Consider the following 19,188-nt stretch of genomic DNA (forward strand, 5'->3'; position numbering starts at 1 on the left):
CCGTGCGCGGCCGCCCATCCCTGACCCTCCGGCGGGCGTCACGCGCGGGCGGGGATCAGCCCTCCGCCTCGGCCGGGTCCAGGGTGGCCTCGGCGCCCGTCGTCGCCGCGGCCAGCCACCCCGCGGCTTCGGGCAGGATGTTGCCCGCGTAGAAGCGGGCGGAGCGCAGGCGTTCCGCGCGGAAGCCGGCCTCGCCCCCTGTCATCGTCTCCGCGGCATGCAGGGCGGCGCGGAACAGCCCATGGCCGCCGATCACCACCCCGGCCAGCTCCAGGAAGGGGCCGCTGGCTGCCAGCGGCAGGCGCGGGTCACGCCGCTCCGCCTCGATCAGCCAGGTGACGGCCTGCTCCAGCGCGCCGATCCCCTTCTCAAGGCTGTCGCGCAGGGCGGGGAAGGGGGCTTCCTCCCGTGCTGCGAGGCGTGGCAGCAGGTCCCGCATCTCCGCCAGCAGGGCGCCGATGGCCTCGCCCCCGTCGCGCAGCACCTTGCGCCCGACCAGGTCGGCGGCCTGGATGCCCGTCGTGCCCTCGTAGATCGGGGTGATCCGCGCGTCGCGGTAATGCTGGGCGGCGCCGGTCTCCTCCACGTAGCCCATGCCGCCATGCACCTGCAGCGCGGTGGAGGCGATGCGCACCCCCGTCTCCGTGCACCAGCCCTTCACCACCGGTGTCAGCAGGTCCACACGCGCCTGGTGCCGGGCGCGGGTGCCCGCGTCGGGATGACGGTGCGCGCCGTCCGCCGCCGCGGCGCAGGCATAGGCCAGGGCACGCATCGCCCCGATCCGCGCCTGCATCCCCAGCAGCATGCGGCGCACGTCCGGGTGGCGGGCGATCGGCGCCGCCGCCGGGGAGGCGTCGCCCACGGCACGCCCCTGGCGCCGCTCCGCCGCATAGGCCAGGGCCTGCTGGCAGGCGCGCTCGGCGATGCCCAGCCCCTCCAGCCCGACCGAGAGGCGGGCCGCGTTCATCATGGTGAACATGTGGTTCAGGCCGCGATTCGCCTCGCCCACCAGCGTGCCGACCGCGCCCCCGGCATCGCCGAAGGCGAGCACCGCCGTCGGGCTGCCGTGGATGCCCAGCTTGTGCTCCAGCGAGACGCAGCGCACGTCGTTGCGCGCCCCGGGCGCGCCCGCCGCATCGGGCAGGTATTTCGGCACGGCGAAGAGGGAGATGCCCTTCACCCCCGGCGGCGCGTCGGGCAGGCGGGCGAGGACGAGGTGGAGGATGTTGGGCGCCAGCTCGTGGTCGCCGTAGGTGATGAAGATCTTCTGCCCGGTGATGCGGTAGTGGTCGCCCTCCGGCACGGCGCGGGTGCGCACGGCGGAGAGGTCGGAGCCCGCCTGCGGCTCGGTCAGGCACATGGTGCCCGTCCACTCGCCCGAGACGAGCTTGGGCAAATAGAGCTGCTTCTGCACCTCCGAGCCGTGGTGCAGGATCGCCTCCGCCGCGCCCTGGGTCAGCATCGGGCAGAGGCCGAAGGCCATGTTGGCCGCGTGCCACATCTCGCCCACCGCGGCGCCGAGCAGGCTGGGCAGGCCCTGGCCGCCCCATTCCGGATCGAAGGTCAGCCCGTTCCAGCCGCCCGCGACGAAGGCGTCGTAGGCGTCCTTCCAGCCGGGGGGCGTTACCACCACGCCGTTCTCCAGCCGGGAGCCCTCGCGGTCGCCCACCGGGTTGAGCGGGGCCAGGACCTCGCCGGCGAAGCGCGCCGCCTCGGTCAGCACCGCCTCCACCAGCTCCGGCCCCGCCTCCTCCGCGCCCGGCAGGGCGGGGTCGTGCAGCATGTCGAGGAGGAGGCGCATCTCGGCTATGGGCGCCTGATAGTCGGACATCTCCGTCATCCTCCCATGGGTCGGTCCGTCCCGACCAGCTTGTCGACGCGCTCCAGCCACGCAAGCGCCGGCGCGGGCCTGGACGCATCGCTCTCCCCGCCCGCGCGGATCATCGGCCGTGCTGCCACCATCGCGTGGTCATGGGGCCCTGCCGAGGACGCGGCAAGGCCCGAGGCAACGGGCAACGGGCGGGCCACGCCGCCGTCGCAGCGGAGGAGGGCGGCCGACGCCCCGCCCCGTTCCCCCTCAGGCCGGGCCGCCCTCTCGACCGGGGCCGGAGGAGGGCTGGTCCATCCTCCCCTGCAGGAGGTGGATGACGTGGCGGGCGATCATACCTTCCTCGTCCGTCGGGCGGACGAGGACGCGCACCGTCGCGCCCTCGGCGGCGATCTCCGGCCCGTTGGCGGCGTTGCGCGCGGGATCGAGGCGGATGCCGAGGAACTCCAGCCCCTCGCAGATCCGCGCCCGCAGGTCGCGCGCGTTCTCGCCGATGCCGGCGGTGAAGACCAGCGTGTCGATCCCGCCCATCGCGGCGGCCAGGGCGCCGATCTCCCGCCGCACGCGATAGGCGTAGTAGCGCAGCGCGGCCGCGGCCTCCGGCGCGCCGGAGGCCTCCAGCTCGCGCACGTCCTGGCTGATGCCCGACATGCCGCGCAGGCCGGAGCGCTGGTAGAGCAGCTGCCCGACCTCCTCCACGCTCATCCCCTCGCTCGTCATCAGGTGCAGCAGCACGCCCGGGTCGATCTGGCCGCAGCGCGTGCCCATCGGCACCCCGTCCAGCGCGGTGAAGCCCATGGTGCTGTCCACGCTGCGCCCGTCGCGGATGGCGCAGAGCGAGGAACCGTTGCCCAGATGCGCCACCACCGTGCGGCCCGGGTCCTCCCCGGCCAGGGAGGCGGCGATGTATTCGTAGGACAGGCCGTGGAAGCCGTAGCGGCGGATGCCGCGCCCGTAGAACTCCGGCGGCAGGGCGAAGGTGTCCGCCTCCCAGGCATGGCTGCGGTGGAAGGCGGTGTCGAAGCAGGCGACCTGCGGCACGCCGGGGAAGCGGCGCCGGGCCGCCTCGATGCCGGCGAGGTTGTGCGGCTGGTGCAGCGGCGCGAGGTCGCGCAGCGCGTCGAGCTTCCGCGCCACCGACGCATCCACCACGACCGGCGCGGTGAATTCGGTGCCGCCATGCACCACCCGGTGGCCGATGCCGACGATGACGCGGTTGGCGATGGCGGGCTCGATCCCCTCCATGATCCGCGCCAGCGCGGCGACATGGTCGGCGACGTCCGGCCCGGCCCAGCGCTGGTCCGCCAGGACGACGCGCCGGCGATCCCGCGCGAAGAGGTGCGGCGAGGCGCCGATCCCCTCCATCTGGCCGTCCAGCCGCGTCTCCGGCTCGCCCTCCACCACCTCGAACAGCTCGAACTTGATGGAGGAGGAGCCGGCGTTGAGGACCAGGACGGCCTTGCCCTCGACGTTCACGGCGAGCCCCCCTGCACCAGCGAGGCCCTGGTCCGGGTCCAGTGCGCGTAGAGCACCGCCAGCGCGGCGGAGGCGAGGCGGGCCTGGGCGTCGTCCGCCCGGCTGGTCAGCATCACCGGCACCGACGCGCCGACCACCAGCCCGCCCGTCTCCGCATGGGAGAGGAAGACGAGCTGCTTGGCCAGCATGTTGCCGGCCTCCAGGTTCGGCGCGATCAGCACGTCCGCGCGCCCCGCGACGGAGGAGTGCAGCCCCTTGGTCTTGGCCGCCTCCAGGTCCACGGCGTTGTCCATCGCCAGCGGCCCGTCCACCAGCCCGCCGGTGATCTGGCCGCGATCGGCCATCTTGGAGAGGATCGCGGCATCCAGGCTGGAGGGGATGGCGGGGTTCACCGTCTCCACCGCCGAAAGCACGCCGACCCGCGGCTGGGCGATGCCGATCGCATGCGCCAGGTCGATGGCGTTCTGCACGATGTCCGTCTTGGTCTTCAGGTCGGGCAGGATGTTGATCGCCGCGTCGGAGATCAGCATCAGCTCCTCCCGCCCGGCCACGTCCAGCACGAAGACGTGGCTGATCCGGCGCCCGGCGCGCAGCCCGCCCTCGGCCTTGGTGACATGGGTCAGCAGCTCGTCCGAATGGAGGTTGCCCTTCATCACCGCCCCGGCCGTCCCCTCGTGCACCATGGCGACGGCGCGCGCCGCGGCCTGGTGGGCGGGGACGTCGACGAGGGTGGCGCCGTCCAGGTCCCAGCCGATCTCGGCGGCCTCGGCCCGGATCGCCGCCTCCGGCCCGACCAGCAGCGGCACGATCAATCCGTGCCGCGCCGCCTCCCAGGCGCCGCCCAGGGCGTTGCCGTCGGTCGGGCAGACCACCGCGGTCGGCAGCGCGGGGGCGCCGCGGCAGGCCTCGAGCAGGCGGTTGAGCTTGCCCCCCTTGGTCAGCGCCAGCTCCGGCAGGTAGACGCCGTCCGTGGTCATGCTGATGGCGGGCGGCAGCACCTCGGCCACGCCGTCGGCGATCAGCGCCCCGTCGCCGATCCGCGTCAGGCGGCAGTCCAGCGCCACCGTCCCGTCCGCGCGCTTCTCCCGCACGGTGACGCGGCTCTCCACCTCGTCGCCGACATGCAGGCGGCCGTGGAAGCGCAGCGTCTGGCCGAGGTAGAGCGTCCCCGGGCCGGGCAGGCTGTTGCCCAGCACGCCGGAGAAGAGCGAGCCGCCCCACATGGCCGGGGCGACCGGGGCCTGCCCGGCCTCCTGCTCGGCCTCGCCGGGGATGTGCAGCGGGTTCACGTTGCCCGAGGCATGCGCGAAGACGACCAGGTCGTTGATCGTGCAGACTCGCCGCGCGGCGGCGGTGTCGCCGACGGCGATCTGGTCCGCGGTGCGTCCGACCAGGGGCGGGTGCATCTGCATGGGCTCGATCCTTATCAGGGCCGGTCGGCGAAACGCGGGGCCGTCACCTCGTCCGGCACGATCCTGGACCCGCCGCGCGCCGCATGGCGATCGCCCTGCGGTTCGCGGAGGCCGGCTCCCGCGACCCGCCCGTGCCGGGCATGATCCTGCCGGGAACCATCCGGTCCGTCAGCCGCCCCCGCGCATCCGCCTGCCACGCGGCGCCGTCATGTCCGGGGGGCCGTCGCGGGGGGCAGGCGGGGCGATGCGCGACGGGGAGGGCCTGGCGCATGGGAGGCCCGCCTCAGGCCATGATGTGCAGGCCGCCGTCGACGTAAATCGTGTCGCCGGTCATGCCCGAGGATGCGCCGCCGACCAGGAAGGCGCAGACGCGGCCGACCTCGGCGATGTCCACCAGCCGCCCCTGCGGGGCGCGGGACCGGGCCATGTCGATCAGCTCGTCGAAATGCGCGATGCCGCTCGCCGCGCGCGTCTTCAGCGGGCCGGGGGACATGGCGAAGACGCGGATGCCCTTGCCGCCCAGCTCGCTCGCGGCGTAGCGGACGGAGGCTTCCAGCGCCGCCTTCACCGGCCCCATCATGTTGTAGTTGTCCACCACCCTGTCGGCGCCGTGGTAGCTCATCGTCACCAGCACGCCGCCCTCCGTCATCAGCGGCTCGGCCAGCTTCGCCATGCGCAGGAAGGACCAGCAGGAGACCCGCATCGCCTGGGTGAAACCCTCGGCCGAGACGTCCACCACGCGGCCGTGCAGGTCCTCGCGCGGGGCGAAGGCGATGGAGTGGATCACGAAGTCCAGCCGGCCCCATTCCGCGGCGATCCGCCCGAACACCGCTTCCAGCTGGCCCGGCTGCTCCACGTCCAGCGGCAGGACCAGGGAGGCCCCGACCTGCTCGGCCAGCGGGCGGACGAAGCGTTCCGCCCGGTCGTTCAGGTAGGTGACGGCCAGCTCGGCGCCGAAGGCGCGGAGCTTGGCGGCGCAGCCGAAGGCGATGGAGTCCGCGTTCGCCACCCCCACCACCAGCCCGCGGCGGCCCTTCAGCATGTCGCCGACGCGGTCGTCCGGGTCCCAGACGCGCGGCAGGGGATCATGCGTCCCGGAAAGCTCCGTCATGCCCCGACTCCCGTGATGGCGAGCAGTCCTGCCTGTCGCCCAGTGGGCCTGCGTTGCGAGGGCATGACAAGGGCATGGTCGCCCCGTGGAGGCGCCGGGAGTCCGGCCCCCACCCCGCGCGGGTTCCGTCAGGCCGCGCCCGGCCGGCATGTCTCCGCCATGGACGCGCCGGCCCATGATCGGGCGCGCGGGCCCCCGTGCCTGCCGGGGGCGGCCGCCGTCCCGCGGCCTCCTTGCGGGGCCGCGAGGGGCAGCGGACCCGCTGCCTCCACCCTTGCCCCACAGGATAAGGCAGGCCCCGCTACCAGCGCGCCATCGCCGTCATGGTGGTGTGGCCCGCCGCGTCCGCCGTCCAGAGGTCGAGCCCTCCTTCCGCCTCCGCCGCGTTGACGCTGAACGCCGCGCCGTCGAAGAGCGGGCGCACGCCGCGGAACTCGAAGCGCCGGGGCGGCTGGCCGCCCTTCGCCTCGGCCGCCAGCTCCACGAGGAGGGTGGCCTGGAGCGGGCCATGGACCACGAGGCCCGGATAGCCCTCCTCCTCGATGCAATAGGCGCGGTCGTAATGGATGCGGTGGCCGTTGAAGGTCAGCGCGGAGTATCGGAACAGCAGGACGGGGTCGGCCTGGACCACGCGCCGCCATTGCGGCACGCGCGCCTCCGGCGCGGCCCGGCGCGCCGGGGAGGTCGCCGGGGAGGCCGCCGGGGGGGCAGCCGGGGCGCGGTCCATGTCCCGGTAGACGATGTCGTGCCGCTCCTCCAGCGCCAGGCCGCGCGGGGAGAGGATCCGGTGCTCCACGGTGACGAAGCAGAGCCGGCCGGTGCGGCCCTCCTTCACGGACAGGTCGACGATCCGCGATTCCCGCTCGACCACGTCGCCCACAAGGAGCGGATGGTGGAAGACCAGCGCGCCGCCCGCCCACATGCGGCGCGGCAGCGGCACGGGGGGCAGGAAGCCGCCGCGCGCCGGGTGGCCGTCCGGCCCCAGGCCGGACATGGCGACCGTGGGCGGGGCGAGGCACCAATGGGCGGTGGCCGGCGCGGCCTCGCCGTCGGCGGGCAGGGCCGCATCCCCGTCGAGCGTCGCCCGCAGCCCCTGCACCAGCCGGGGCGTCAGCGTGTCCGTGGCCCGTTCGCCCCGCCCGACCCAGCCGCGGAGGTGGTCGATGTCGAGGGCCGTCTCAGCGCCCATGGTCCGCCCCCTTGCCGGCCGGTGGCGCGGCGGAAAACTCGGCCCGTATCCCCGCCGTATGCTGCCCGAGGGCAGGGACGGGCCCCAGCGCGCGCTCGCCGTCGCTGAAGCGGGCCGGCGGCGCGGCGGCCTGGACGGGACCGCCGGGCGTCTCCAGCGTCACCCGGCGCAGCGCGGGGTGGCGGGCGAAGGCGGCGACGTCGTTGACGAAGCCATAGGCGGTCTTCGCCTCGCCCAGCCGGGCGGCGCATTCCGCCCGTGTCAGCGCCGCGAAGGCCCGGGCGATATGGGCGTCCACCATGGGGCGGTGCGCCACCCGCTCGACGTTGCTGCGGAAGCCCTCCCGCTGCGGCAGGTCGGGCTCGCCGAGGAAGCGGGCGCAGAAATCCTTCCACTCCCGCTCGTTCTGGATGGAGATGAGGACCTGCGCCCCATCGGCCGTGTCGAAGGCGCCGTAGGGGCAGATGGAGGGGTGGGCGAGGCCGACGCGGGCGGGAGCCTTGCCCGTGCCCTCGTAGTAGAGCAGCGGCACGTTCATCCAGTCCGCCATGCCGTCGAAGAGGGAGACGGCGATCCCCTTGCCCCGGCCGGTGACGCCGCGCTCGATCAGCGCCTCCAGCACGGCGGCATGGGCGGTCATGCCGCAGCCGATGTCGCAGACGGAGACGCCGACGCGGCCCGGCCCCTCGGCGCGGCCGGTCACGCTCGCCAGCCCGCTCTCGGCCTGCACCAACAGGTCGTAGGCCTTCATCGACGCGTACTCGCCCGTCTCGCCATAGCCGGAGATGTCCACGGTGATCAGGCGGGGATGGGCCGCGCGCAGCGCCTCGCTGCCGAAGCCCGCCCGCGCGGCGGCGCCGGGGGCGAGGTTCTGCAGGAAGACGTCGGCCTTCGCGATCAGCCGGTGCAGCAGGGCGAGGTCGTCCGGCTGCTTGATGTCGAGGACCAGGCTCTCCTTGCCGCGGTTCAGCCAGACGAAGTAGCTGGAGGAGCCTTGGGCGGCGGCGTCGTAGCCGCGCGCGAAGTCGCCCTCCGCGCGCTCGATCTTGATGACGCGCGCGCCCGCATCGGCGAGCTTCGCCGAGCAGAGCGGCGCCGCTACCGCCTGCTCCATGGCGACGACGAGGAGGCCGGCGAGGGGCCTGGAGCCGGGCATCAGAAGCTCCGCGGCAGGCCGAGGATGTGCTCGGCGACGTAGGAGAGGATCAGGTTCGTGCTGATCGGCGCCACCTGGTAGAGCCGCGTCTCGCGGAACTTGCGCTCCACGTCGTATTCGTTGGCGAAGCCGAAGCCGCCGTGGAACTGGAGGCAGGCGTTCGCCGCCTCCCAGCTCGCCTTGGCGGCCAGGTACTTGGCCATGTTGGCCTGCGCGCCGCAGGGCAGCCCGGCGTCGAACAGGCGGCAGGCCTCGAAGCGCATCAGGTTGGCGGCCTCGATCTCGATGTAGCTCTCGGCGATCGGGAACTGCACGCCCTGGTTCTGGCCGATGGGGCGGCCGAAGACGACGCGCTCCTTCACGTAGGGCACGACCTTGTCGACGAACCAGTAGCCGTCGCCGATGCACTCCGCCGCGATCAGCGTGCGCTCCGCGTTCAGCCCGTCCAGGATGTACTTGAAGCCCTTGCCTTCCTCGCCGATCAGGTTCTCGGCCGGGATCTCGAGGTTGTCGAAGAACAGCTCGTTGGTCTCGTGGTTCACCATGTTCTCGATCGGGCGCACCGTCATGCCCTTGCCGATCGCGTCGCGCAGGTCGACGAGGAAGATCGACATCCCCTCGGACTTCTTCTTCACCTCGGCCAGCGGCGTGGTGCGGGCGAGGAGGATCATCAGCTCGGAATGCTGGATGCGCGAGATCCAGACCTTCTGGCCGTTCACCACGTAGCGGTCGCCCTGGCGGACGGCGGTGGTCTTGATCTTCGTCGTGTCCGTGCCGGTGGTGGGCTCGGTCACGCCCATGGATTGCAGGCGCAGCTCGCCGGTCGCGATCCTGGGCAGGTAGCGCGCCTTCTGCTCGGCCGAGCCGTGCCGCAGCAGCGTGCCCATGTTGTACATCTGGCCGTGGCAGGCGCCGGAATTGCCGCCGGAGCGGTTGATCTCCTCCATGATGATGGAGGCTTCCGTCAGGCCCAGCCCGGAGCCGCCATACTCCTCGGGGATGAGGGCGGCGAGCCAGCCGGCCTTGGTCAACGCATCCACGAAGGCTTCCGGGTAGCCGCGCTCCGCGTCGATCTTGCGGTGGTACTCGTCCGGGAACTCGGCGCAGAGGGCGCGGACGGCGTCGCGCAGCTCCTGGTACTCGTCGGGCTGGGTGTGCATGGGGGGGACTCCTCGGACGGCTCCATGGGCGATGGCGTGTTGCGTCCGGCACGGGACCGCGCGCCGCCTCGTCGGACGCGAGGGTCGTGGAGGACCGCATTCCCGCCGGTGGCCCGGGTGTTCCCGCTCTTATGGCGGCAGGCCGGCCCTGTGCGAACCTTCAATCTTTCTCGACCACCTATGCCGGATTTTTCATGCCCGTGCGGCGCTGCCCGTCCCGCACCCCCTCCCGGGCCATGGTGGCGACCGCCCCGCCCGGCGCCTGCCCGCAGCGCCGCGCCGCCATCGGGGCCGGCCGCCCCCGGGGGTGGGCGAGGAGCGGCTTGCGCGACCGCTGAGAGTCCACGATGGGGAGGATGCGCCGGGCAGGCGCCAGCCGGGGCCGCCCGGACATCGAACAGGAGAAGGCCGCATGACGACGACATCCATGCCCCCCCGCTGGCGCTCGCTGCTGTTCGTGCCGGCGCATGTGGAGCGCTTCGTCGCCCGTGCCCACGAGCGGGGCGCGGACGGCGTCATCCTCGACCTGGAGGACGCCGTGCCGGCCGCGGAGAAGCCGGCGGCGCGCGAGCGGCTGGCCGCCTCCATCGCCGGCATCGCCCGCAACGGCACGGCGGCGATGGTGCGGGTCAACCATGACCTGCGCCATCTTGGCCGTGACCTGGAGGCGGCGGTGCAGCCCGGCCTTGCCGCGCTGGTGCTGCCCAAGGTCGAGGAGGCGGGCTTCGTGCGCGAGGTGGCGGCGTGCGTCGCGGGACTGGAGGCCGAGCGCCGCCTGGTGCCCGGCGGCATCCGGCTGGTGTTGCAGGTGGAGACGCCGGCGGCGTTGTTCACGCTGCCCGCGATCGCCGGCGCGCATCCGCGCGTCGCCGCGATGACGCTGGGACCGGAGGATTACTGCGCGGCCCTCGGCGGCGTGCCCGAGGCGGAGACCCTGTTCACGCCGAACTACGCCGTGCTCTGCGCCGCCCGCGCGGCGGGCATCCTGCCCCTGGGCTTCGTCGGCAGCATCGGCGACTACGCGGATATCGACGCCTTCGCGGCGAGGGCGCGCCAGGCGCGGCGCCTGGGCTTCCGCGGCGCGCTCATCGTGCATCCGTCGCAGGTCGAGCCGCTGAACGCGGCCTTCGCGCCCACGGCCGCGGAGCTGGACTGGGCCCGGCGCGTCGTCGCCGGCGACCAGGCCGCCCGTGCCGAGGGGCGTGGCGCGTTCCAGCTCGACGGGCGCATGGTGGACCCGCCGGTGGTGCGCCGGGCGGAGGAGATCCTTGCCCTGGCGGGATGAGGGCGACCGACATCCGGCCGGCCCGGCCCCGGGCGGCGGCCCTACTCCCCGTCGTCCGGAATCCTCAGCACCTCCCCGCAGGCCTTGCAGTGCACCGCATCCGGCTCATGCCGCTGCAACCCGCAGCGCGGGCAGGGAAACCGCACCTTCGACGGCCGGAACATCGTCTGCGCCAGCCGCAGGAACAGCGTCACCCCGCAGAACATGATCGCCACCGTCAGCATCCGCCCCCCCGTCCCGGGCAGGGTGATGTCCCCGAAGCCGGTCGTGGTCAGGGCGGTGACGGTGAAGTACAGGGCGTCCGCGTAGTTCCCGATCGCCGGGTTGGTCCGGTGCTGCGTCTCGTAGACCAGCCCGGTCATGACGAAGATGAACACCAGCAGGTCGGCCGAGGCGACGATCGCCTCCTCATGCCGCCGGAACACCGGCACGTCCCCCCGGAGCCGGCGCACCAGCTGATAGGACCGCAGCATCCGCAGCAGCCGCAGCGCGCGCAGGAAGGCCGCGCCCTCTCCGGCCAGCGGGATCAGGAAGCAGGCCACGGCGACCAGGTCGGCCAGGTTCAGCGGCCGCAGCAGGTCGCGCCAGGGCCGCGTCCCGGCCGCCAGCCGCGCGGCGAACTCGGCCAGCAGGACCAGGCCGAGCAGCACGTCCGCCACCTGCACCACCGCGTTGCGCGGCAGGAAGGAGGTGGTGGCGATGAACGCCACCGTCACCGCATCCAGCCCCACCAGCGCATAGCGGAAGCGGTGCGCCGCCTCCGAGCTGCCGTAGTACAGCTCGCGCAGCCGCCGCCGCGCCGCGGCCCAGCCGCCGCGCCGGCCGGGCTCCTCCCCCGGCAGGGGCGGCGCGGCCAGCGCCTCGGCCCGCAGCGTCCCGCCCGGCGGGATCACGGAGCGCCCCGGCCCACCTCGACGGCGCGGCCGGGGCGGGCATAGCTTGCGTGGCGCATCCGGTATCCTTCCTGTCCCCGGGGAGACGGAACGGTGCCTGCTCGCGCGGCCGGGGACACGTCGCTATCTGCCCATGCGGCCCCGGACGGGGCAAGCTCGCACTGGGCAAGGAGACCCAGCGGATGAAGGCCATCGCCTACACGCATTGCCACCCCATCGACCATCCGGAGGCGTTGCAGGACATCACCCTGCCGGAGCCCCCGGCCCCCCGCGGCCACGACCTGCTGATCGAGGTCCGGGCGGTGGCGGTGAACCCGGTGGACACGAAGATCCGCCGCAACGCCGACCCGGCGGGGGAGCCGCGGGTGCTGGGCTTCGACGCGGCCGGCGTGGTCCGCGCGGTCGGGCCCGAGGTGCGGCTGTTCCACAAGGGGCAGGAGGTGTTCTATGCCGGCTCGATCGACCGGGCGGGCAGCAACGCCGAGCTGCAGCTGGTGGACGAGCGGATCGTCGGTCCCAAGCCCAGGAGCCTGTCCTTCGCCGAGGCCGCGGCCCTGCCGCTGACCGCCATCACCGCCTGGGAGGTGCTGTTCGACCGCATGGGCATCGCCCGCGGCAAGGCGCCCAGCCTGGGCGCGGTGGACAGCGGCGCGCTGCTGATCGTCGGCGGCGCGGGCGGCGTCGGCTCCATCGCCATCCAGCTCGCCCGCCGCCTGACCGGGCTGACCGTGGTCGCCACCGCCTCCCGCCCCGAGACCCAGGCCTGGTGCCGGGAGCTGGGCGCGCACCACGTGCTGGACCATTCCAGCGACCTGGTGGCCCAGGCGAAGGCGCTGCGGGTCGCCTTCCCCTACATCCTCTCGACCACCGAGACGCCGCGGCACTGGAACGCCCTGGCCGAGATCCTGGCGCCGCAGGGCACCATCGGGCTGATCGACGAGCTGGGCGGGGCGGACGTGCAGAAGCTGAAGCCCAAGGCCGGCCGGCTCGCCTGGGAATACATGTTCGCCCGCCCGGTCTTCCAGACGCCGGACATGATCGCCCAGCACCGGCTGCTGGACGAGGTCTCGCACCTCGTCGATGCCGGCGCGCTGCGCACCACCCTGGGGGAGCGCTTCGGCCGCATCGACGCCGGCAACCTGATCCGTGCCCACGCCGCCGTGGAGAGCGGCCGGATGCGCGGCAAGGCGGTGCTGGAAGGGTTCTGACGCCGCCGGGGAGGGAGCCTCCCCGGCAGCCGCTCAGGGCGGGATGAGGCGGTTGATCAGGCTGACCATGTCAGCCTGGCGCCGGCAGCCGGTCTTGGCGCGCAGCGCGGCGAGCTGGCCGCGCAGCGTCCCGGGCGAGAGCCCCCGCCGCGTGGCGAAGTCCTTCGCGCTGATGCCGCGCACCATGGCGGAGGCGAGGGCAGCCTCCGCCGGGCTCAGCCCCAGCATCTGGCGCAGCAGCGCCATGGAGGGGCCGAGCCGCGCCTCGGCATCCGTCACCAGGAGCATCACGCCGCGGAAGGGCGCGGGGCCGACGGCCTGGAGCCAGCTCGGCAGCCGCTCGCGGGGCAGCAGCGGCACGGCCTGGACCAGCCAGGGCGCGGCGCCGGAGGGACGCGGGATCGCCACCGTGCCGGCATCGATCAGCAGGTGGACCTTGCCCTGGGCCGCCGCCAGCGTCGCCTCGATGGCATGGGCGAGGTTGCGGCGCGGCTTGGCTTCCGCGCAGTAGAGGCCGCGCTGGCTGAGGGTGAAGCCGTCGTTCAGCTCCGACATCCGCTGCAGTTGGGCATTGGCGTGCAGCAGCCGGCCATCCTGCGAGAGGATCGCCACCCCGTGCGGCAGGGTGTCGATCGCCATGCGCAGGGACGAATCCGGCAGGGTGAGGCGGCTGCGCGCCGTGATGACACGCCGCAGATGCGGATAGACCGCGTTCAGCAGGCTTTCCTCGCGCGGGCCGAACGGCTCGCGCTGACGCGTCCGGTACGCGCCGAAGCAGGCTCGCATCTCCCCCTGCTGCTCCAGCGTCGCCGCCATGCAGTGGAAGGAGCCGATGCGGCGGCTGGTGAACTCGTTCCAGACGGGGGTGCGGGCATAGGCCTCGCCCGGCAGGATGCGCTCCAGATTCGCCACGCCCGGCGGCAGCGCGGCGATCACCTCCATGCGCGGGTCGCGGTGGATCCAGTGGGCCTGGTACTCAGGGGCGGCGGCCTGGTCGATGTTCATCATCGCCAGCCTCTCCCCCCGCAGGACCTGCGGCCCGTCGAGCATCAGGGCGAAGGTGACGGAGGTATCGGCGCCCAGGCTGCGAGCCAGGGCAGCGAGGGGGACTCCCAGGTCGGCGTCCTCGGCCAGCGCCGCGTAGAGGTCGAGCGCCAGCGCTTCGGGTAAGGCCGGGTCTGTCTCGGACCGTAAGGGCGCTGACAAGGTCTTCCTGCGCGGTGGGGGACGGGACGGCGTCAGTCTAGCCGAGGCCAGACAGGTTGAGATCATCCGAAAGGAGGATGCCAGCCCCGTTTCGTCAGCCGAACCGAATCTCTGACGTAACCCCCGGGGTGAAACGGGAGCCGCCGGGCTGCCCGCCGCATCCGGGGCCGGGCTGAGGCCATGGGGCCGGGGAGCGCCGGGCCGCCGGCTGCCGGGCAACGCCCCCGATGCGGCGAGCCCTGTCATACCGGCGGCGGGATGACCTGACCGGTCGCGCTGTGGTGTTCCGGCGGCGGACCGGGAGGGGACGCCGTCCCCTCCCAGACCCTCCCCTGCCGGGGCCACAAGCGGGCCCCGGACCCCGCTGGGAGTCTGGCGCTTCGTGGCTGTCGTCAGCCTGCGGGCTGAACCCTGACGGAACGTGGTCAGGCGGGACTCTGAAAAAGCATCACAGGCGTCAGCGAGGGCGGCGGCCGGTCCCGCCGAGGAGCATGGCTCCTCGGCGCCGCGACCCCGTCGCAGGCTGTCCCGCGGCAGCGCCAAATGGGTCCAGGGCCCGCAGGGTCCTGGCGGAGTGGGGGTATCGGGGGCGAGGCGGAGCCTTGCCCCCGGGCCACGGGTACCACGCCGGCACGGATCAACGCATCACGCCGCGCGGATCAGACCACCCGGGCCGTCCGCAGCGCCGCGATCTCCTCCTCGCTGTAGCCGGCCTCGGCCAGCACCTCCGCCGTGTGTTCGCCGGCGGCCGGCGGATGGCGGGTGAGTTGGCTGGGCGTGCGGGAGAGGGTGAAGGGCTGTGCCACGTAGGCGACCTCGCGGCCGTCCGCGTCGAGGTTCTGCGCCATGCCCAGGTGCTGCACCTGGGGATCGGCGAAGACCTGGTCGATGCTGTTGATCGGGCCGCAGGGCACCCCGGCGGCGTTCAGCCGCTCCACCCAATCGGCGCCGCTCCGCTGCCGGGTGCGCTCCGCGATCAGGGCGTTCAGCGTGGCACGGTTGGCGGAACGGGCGGGGCCGTCGGCGAAGCGCGCATCCTCCGCCCATTCCGGCGCCTCCAGCGCCTCGCAGAGACGGCGCCAGATGGCGTTGCCGGTGGTGGCGATGTTGATGTGCCCGTCGGCCGTGGGGAAGACGCCGGTGGGGATGGCGGTCGGGTGGTCGTTGCCCGCCTGCTTCGCCACCTGGCCCTCCATCAGCCAGCGGCTGGCCTGGAAGTCGAGCATGAAGATCTGGGCCTGCAGCAGCGAGGTCTGCACCCATTGCCCGCGGCCCGAGCGCTCGCGCTCCAGCAGGGCGGTCAGGATGCCCTGGGCGGCGAAGATCCCGGCGCAGAGGTCGGCCACGGGGATGCCCACCCGCATCGGCCCCTGGCCCGGCTGGCCGGTGATCGACATCAGCCCGCCCATGCCCTGGGCGATCTGGTCGAAGCCCGGCCGCTTCGCATAAGGGCCGTCCTGTCCGAAGCCGGAGATCGAGGCATAGATCAGGCGCGGGTTCACCGCCGACAGCGCCGCGTGGTCGATGCCCAGCCGGTGCTTCACGTCGGGGCGGAAGTTCTCCACCACCACGTCGGCCGTGGCGGCCAGGCGCTTCAGCACCGCCACCCCCTCCGGCGCCTTCAGGTTCAGGGTCAGCCCGCGCTTGTTGCGGTGCAGGTTCTGGAAGTCCGAGCCGGCGCGCGGGCCGCCCATCGGGTCGCCCCCCTCCAGCCCCGGCGGCGTCTCGATCTTGATGACGCGCGCGCCCCAGTCCGCGAGTTGCCGGACGCAGGTCGGGCCCGCCCGCACCCGCGTCAGGTCGAGCACGGTGAGGCCGGCCAGGGCCCCGGAGGCGGCGGGTGCGTCGGTGCTGGTGGAGGAGGTCATGGCTTCCGGCATTCGTGGATGGTGGCGCCCATGGGCCCCTGCGCAGCGCCCAGGGCGGACGGTGGGCGACGCTGCGGCGAGGGGGGCTGACGGTCAAGCGGCAGGCCACGGGCGCCAAATCCACAACCTCGAATGGAATTCAGCGAGAATTTTCCTACTTTATGGAGAATTTTCACATCATGCTCGTATTCCTGGCCGTTTGTGTCTCGCCCGGCGAGGCTTTCATGCGATACTGGCACCGTGCTGGCCGCAGACAACGCCGCTGGCGGCGGCACCGTCACGGTCGGGCCGACACGCCGAACCGACAGCCGCCACCCGGCCATGGTGGACGGCCATGCCGTCCTGGCGCCCGAGGCCGGTCGCAGGGAGGGCCGCTCCCGGCGGGGCGCCGCCCGCGCCGTGGACGCGCATCCCTGGCGGCTCTTCGCGACCACGGCCGTGCTGCTCGGGTTCTGCCTGGCCGCGATCTACGTCGTCCTGATCGAGCGCAGCCGCCACGAGGCCGCCGTCACGGCGGAGCGCCTGACCGAGGGCGTGGCGGCGACGCTGGCCGATCAGCTCAGCCGCGCCTTGCAGGCGGTCGACCTCGTGCTGACGGACCTGGCGGAGCGGGCGGTGGTGGACCCGGTGAATGCCGGCCACGGGCTGGCGGACCGCACCCGGGACATGCCGCAGCTGGAGGGCGTGCTGCTCCTGGACCAGAACGGCATCGTCACCATGGCGACCGATGCAAACCTGCGCTCGCAGTCCCTGGGCGAGCGGGACTGGTTCCGGCGGCTGCGCTCCGGAGCCTCCGCCAGGGAGCTGAGCAAGCCGCAGGGGATCGGGCCGCCGGCGGACGGGCGTCCCGCGCCCTGGCTGATCCCGCTGGCCAGGGCCATCCGCGGCTCCCGCGGGGAGTTCTACGGCGCGGCCGTCGCCCTTATCGACCCGGCCCATCTGGTGGCCCTGAGCCGGCGTTCCGCCGCCGCCTTCGGCGTCATCGTCCGCATCCACTCCGGCTCCGGCATCCTGCTGGCGCGCTCCGATGGCAGCCTGACGGGGGTGGGCGAGGCGAATCCCGCCGCCTGGCCGTTCCGCCCGGAGGAGCTGGGGCAGGAGAGCGGCCGCTGGGCGGGGCTGGACCAGGATGGCGAGGACGTCTTCGCCGCCTATGTCCGCAGCCGGATGGGCGGCCTGCTGGTGGTCGAGGTCGCGCAGCGCGGCGAGGACGCCTATGAGAGCATGCGGGGGCTGAGCGCCTCGCTGACGGTGGGCGTGGCCGCCCTCGCGCTGCTGATCCTGGTGGCGCTGACGCTGATGTCCCGCCAGGCGGAGGCGCTGCGGCGGCAGGGGCAGGAGCTGGCGGCCCGCGAGCGCGACGCCCGCGCCGCGACCGAGGCCAAGGACGAGTTCCTGGCGGCCATGAGCCACGAGATCCGCACGCCGATGAACGGCGTGATCGGCATGACCGGGCTGCTGCTGGACACGCCGCTGGATGGCGTGCAGCGGCGCTACGCCGACGCCATCCAGGCCAGCGCCGATCACCTGCTGCTGGTGCTGAACGACATCCTGGACTTCTCGAAGCTGCAGGCCGGAGCGATCCGCTACGAGCGCATCCCCTTCGGCATCGAGCACGAGCTCTCCACCATCGTCGAGCTCTTTGCCGGTCGGGCGGAGGCGAAGGGCGTGGCCCTGCTGGTCAGCCTGCCGCCGGGCCTGCCGCCGAAGGTGGTGGGCGATCCCGGCCGGCTGCGGCAGATCCTGTTCAACCTGGTCGGCAACGCCATCAAGTTCACCGAGACGGGGTGGATCGAGATCAGCCTCGGCCTGGTCCGGACGGGGCAGGGCTGGCGCCTGACCTGCAACGTCACCGATACGGGGATCGGCATCGACCCCCGGCGCGTGCCCTACCTGTTCGAGCGCTTCACCCAGGCCGATGCCTCCATCACCCGGCGCTATGGCGGCACCGGGCTGGGCCTCGCGATCTGCCGCAAGCTGGTGGAGCAGATGGGGGGCGGCATCGCCGCCGCGCCGCGCGCCGGCGGCGGCAGCGTCTTCACCTTCACCCTGGATCTGGGGAAGGCTGCGTCCGGCGGCACGGAGCCCGGGGCGGGGCGGCAGGACACGGCCGGGCGGGGCGCCCTGGCGGGGCTGCGCCTGCTGGTGCTGGACGAGCTGCCGCGGCGCCGGGATATCCTGGTGGGCCAGCTCGGCGGGCTGGGGGCGGCCTGCCTCGCCGCCGGCAGCGAGACGGAGGCGCTGGCCCTGCTGCGCGTCGCCACCCGCCGGGGCACGCCCTTCGCCGCCCTGCTGCTGGACGAGCGCGCCGCCGGGCCGGAGTTGCTGGCCCAGCTTCAGCACGATCCGGCCTTGGGACGCCCGGCCCTGGTGCTCTGCACCGGCCGCTCCGCGAACCCGGGTCCGACGGCGGAGGGCCGGGCGGCCGCCGATGCGATCCTGCTGAAGCCGCCCCTGCCGGCGCTCCTCGCCGGGTCGGTGATCCAGGCGCTCGCGGCGCGCCGTGGCGCCGTGGCGCCGTGGGCGCCGCAGCCCGCGCCGCTTCCCCCTCCAGCCCCCGCCCCGCCGGCCCTGGAGCCGGCCGGGCCCATGGCCGCCGCCGAGGCGGGGATGCCGCGGCGCCTGCTGCTGGTGGAGGACAACGCGACCAACCGCCTACTGGTCCAGGCGCTGCTGGACCGCTTCGGCTGCCGCGTGGACGTGGCGGAGGACGGGCTGGTGGCGGTCGCGCTGGCGGCGGAGTCGGCCTACGACGCGATCCTGATGGACGTGCAGATGCCGATCATGGACGGGCTGGAGGCCACGCGCCGCATCCGGGCGACGCCGGGGCCGAACCAGCACGCGCCCATCCTCGGCCTGACCGCGGCGGTCGGCCCGGAATTCGAGCGGCAGTGCTACGAGGCCGGCATGAACGCCTATCTCCCCAAGCCCGTGAAGCGCGAGGGACTGTTGCAGGCCCTGCGCCGGGCCGTCGCACAGGAATCGCATGCGGCCTGAGAGCACCCGTCCGCCGGGAATGCCGGGGCGGCGACTCTGACGCGCGGAGCAAGCGGCAACATCCATCCGCCCGGGTCTTCACCCCGACGCGTGCCATGCCCAACTGGCCCTGGACGCACGGCAGAAGAGGAAACCGCCATGAACTCCCGTGACAACCTCCGCATGCTCCATGGCAAGGCCGTCGAGGCCCGGGCCCAGCACGTGGCCGCGGCCCTGGACCGGCCGCATTACGCGCCGGCCGGCCGCCAACTGCCCGCGGCCCAGAAGATGGTGGACGGGCTGCGCCGGGAACTGACCCCGAGCCTGCGGGACGAGGCCGACGCGCCACTCCGGCGGGAGGACTGATACGCGCGGCGCGATGCGCCGACCGTTGCTGGCGTGGCGCCCGTGGCCCGAGGG

At 73.6% G+C, this 19,188-nt stretch carries 14 protein-coding genes; 4 read left to right on the forward strand and 10 right to left on the reverse strand.

Annotated elements, in window-relative coordinates:
* Positions 1 to 55: 55 nt before the first annotated feature.
* The 7 genes from LPC08_RS02200 to LPC08_RS02230 form a co-directional block, all read right to left on the reverse strand.
* A complete protein-coding gene (locus LPC08_RS02200) occupies positions 56 to 1,831 on the reverse strand; it encodes an acyl-CoA dehydrogenase family protein (RefSeq protein ID WP_230451101.1) in 1,776 nt (591 codons plus the stop codon).
* Positions 1,832 to 2,077: 246 nt separating this feature from the next.
* A complete protein-coding gene (locus tag LPC08_RS02205; RefSeq protein WP_230451102.1) occupies positions 2,078 to 3,304 on the reverse strand; it encodes an acetate/propionate family kinase in 1,227 nt (408 codons plus the stop codon).
* The gene (locus LPC08_RS02210) at positions 3,301 to 4,716 is read right to left on the reverse strand and encodes a bifunctional enoyl-CoA hydratase/phosphate acetyltransferase (protein WP_230451103.1); all 1,416 of its coding nucleotides are present in this window, start codon (positions 4,714 to 4,716) and stop codon (positions 3,301 to 3,303) included. Before LPC08_RS02210 ends, LPC08_RS02205 begins: the two co-directional genes overlap by 4 nt.
* 283 nt (positions 4,717 to 4,999) lie before the next feature.
* Positions 5,000 to 5,827 (reverse strand): enoyl-ACP reductase FabI, encoded by an 828-nt coding sequence (gene fabI / locus LPC08_RS02215; RefSeq protein WP_441295824.1) that lies wholly within the window; start codon positions 5,825 to 5,827, stop codon positions 5,000 to 5,002.
* 301 nt (positions 5,828 to 6,128) lie between these two features.
* Positions 6,129 to 7,016 carry an HTD2 family dehydratase gene (locus tag LPC08_RS02220; RefSeq protein ID WP_230451104.1) on the reverse strand — a complete coding sequence of 296 codons (888 nt, stop codon included), beginning with the start codon at positions 7,014 to 7,016 and terminating at the stop codon, positions 6,129 to 6,131.
* Complete coding sequence (locus tag LPC08_RS02225; RefSeq protein WP_230451105.1) at positions 7,006 to 8,172, reverse strand: CaiB/BaiF CoA transferase family protein; 1,167 nt, start codon at positions 8,170 to 8,172, stop codon at positions 7,006 to 7,008. Before LPC08_RS02225 ends, LPC08_RS02220 begins: the two co-directional genes overlap by 11 nt.
* A complete protein-coding gene (locus LPC08_RS02230) occupies positions 8,172 to 9,332 on the reverse strand; it encodes an acyl-CoA dehydrogenase family protein (RefSeq protein ID WP_230451106.1) in 1,161 nt (386 codons plus the stop codon). Before LPC08_RS02230 ends, LPC08_RS02225 begins: the two co-directional genes overlap by 1 nt.
* A 412-nt stretch (positions 9,333 to 9,744) precedes the next feature.
* On the opposite strand from LPC08_RS02230, the gene LPC08_RS02235 reads away from it, so the two are divergent.
* Positions 9,745 to 10,617 carry an HpcH/HpaI aldolase/citrate lyase family protein gene (locus LPC08_RS02235; RefSeq protein WP_304622054.1) on the forward strand — a complete coding sequence of 291 codons (873 nt, stop codon included), beginning with the start codon at positions 9,745 to 9,747 and terminating at the stop codon, positions 10,615 to 10,617.
* Positions 10,618 to 10,658: 41 nt separating this feature from the next.
* Here the strand turns inward: LPC08_RS02235 and LPC08_RS02240 are convergent, their stop codons facing one another.
* Positions 10,659 to 11,510, reverse strand: a complete 852-nt coding sequence (locus LPC08_RS02240) for a potassium channel family protein (RefSeq protein ID WP_304622055.1) — start codon at positions 11,508 to 11,510, stop codon at positions 10,659 to 10,661.
* Positions 11,511 to 11,692: 182 nt separating this feature from the next.
* Between LPC08_RS02240 and LPC08_RS02245 the strand changes: the two genes are divergently transcribed.
* Complete coding sequence (locus LPC08_RS02245) at positions 11,693 to 12,718, forward strand: zinc-binding alcohol dehydrogenase family protein (RefSeq protein WP_230451107.1); 1,026 nt, start codon at positions 11,693 to 11,695, stop codon at positions 12,716 to 12,718.
* Positions 12,719 to 12,751: 33 nt separating this feature from the next.
* Here LPC08_RS02245 and LPC08_RS02250 read toward each other — a convergent pair whose 3' ends face one another.
* Positions 12,752 to 13,924: a helix-turn-helix transcriptional regulator gene (locus LPC08_RS02250; protein WP_230451108.1), complete on the reverse strand. Its 1,173-nt coding sequence runs from the start codon at positions 13,922 to 13,924 to the stop codon at positions 12,752 to 12,754.
* A 659-nt stretch (positions 13,925 to 14,583) separates the two neighbouring features.
* A complete protein-coding gene (locus LPC08_RS02255) occupies positions 14,584 to 15,792 on the reverse strand; it encodes a CaiB/BaiF CoA transferase family protein (protein WP_230451109.1) in 1,209 nt (402 codons plus the stop codon).
* A gap of 240 nt (positions 15,793 to 16,032) precedes the next feature.
* On the opposite strand from LPC08_RS02255, the gene LPC08_RS02260 reads away from it, so the two are divergent.
* Both LPC08_RS02260 and LPC08_RS02265 read left to right on the forward strand, forming a co-directional pair.
* Positions 16,033 to 18,789 carry a hybrid sensor histidine kinase/response regulator gene (locus tag LPC08_RS02260; protein WP_230451110.1) on the forward strand — a complete coding sequence of 919 codons (2,757 nt, stop codon included), beginning with the start codon at positions 16,033 to 16,035 and terminating at the stop codon, positions 18,787 to 18,789.
* Positions 18,790 to 18,927: 138 nt separating this feature from the next.
* Complete coding sequence (locus LPC08_RS02265) at positions 18,928 to 19,134, forward strand: hypothetical protein (RefSeq protein WP_230451111.1); 207 nt, start codon at positions 18,928 to 18,930, stop codon at positions 19,132 to 19,134.
* Positions 19,135 to 19,188: the final 54 nt, after the last annotated feature.

The organism is Roseomonas sp. OT10 (assembly GCF_020991085.1).
In the GTDB taxonomy this organism is placed as follows: domain Bacteria; phylum Pseudomonadota; class Alphaproteobacteria; order Acetobacterales; family Acetobacteraceae; genus Roseomonas; species Roseomonas cutis.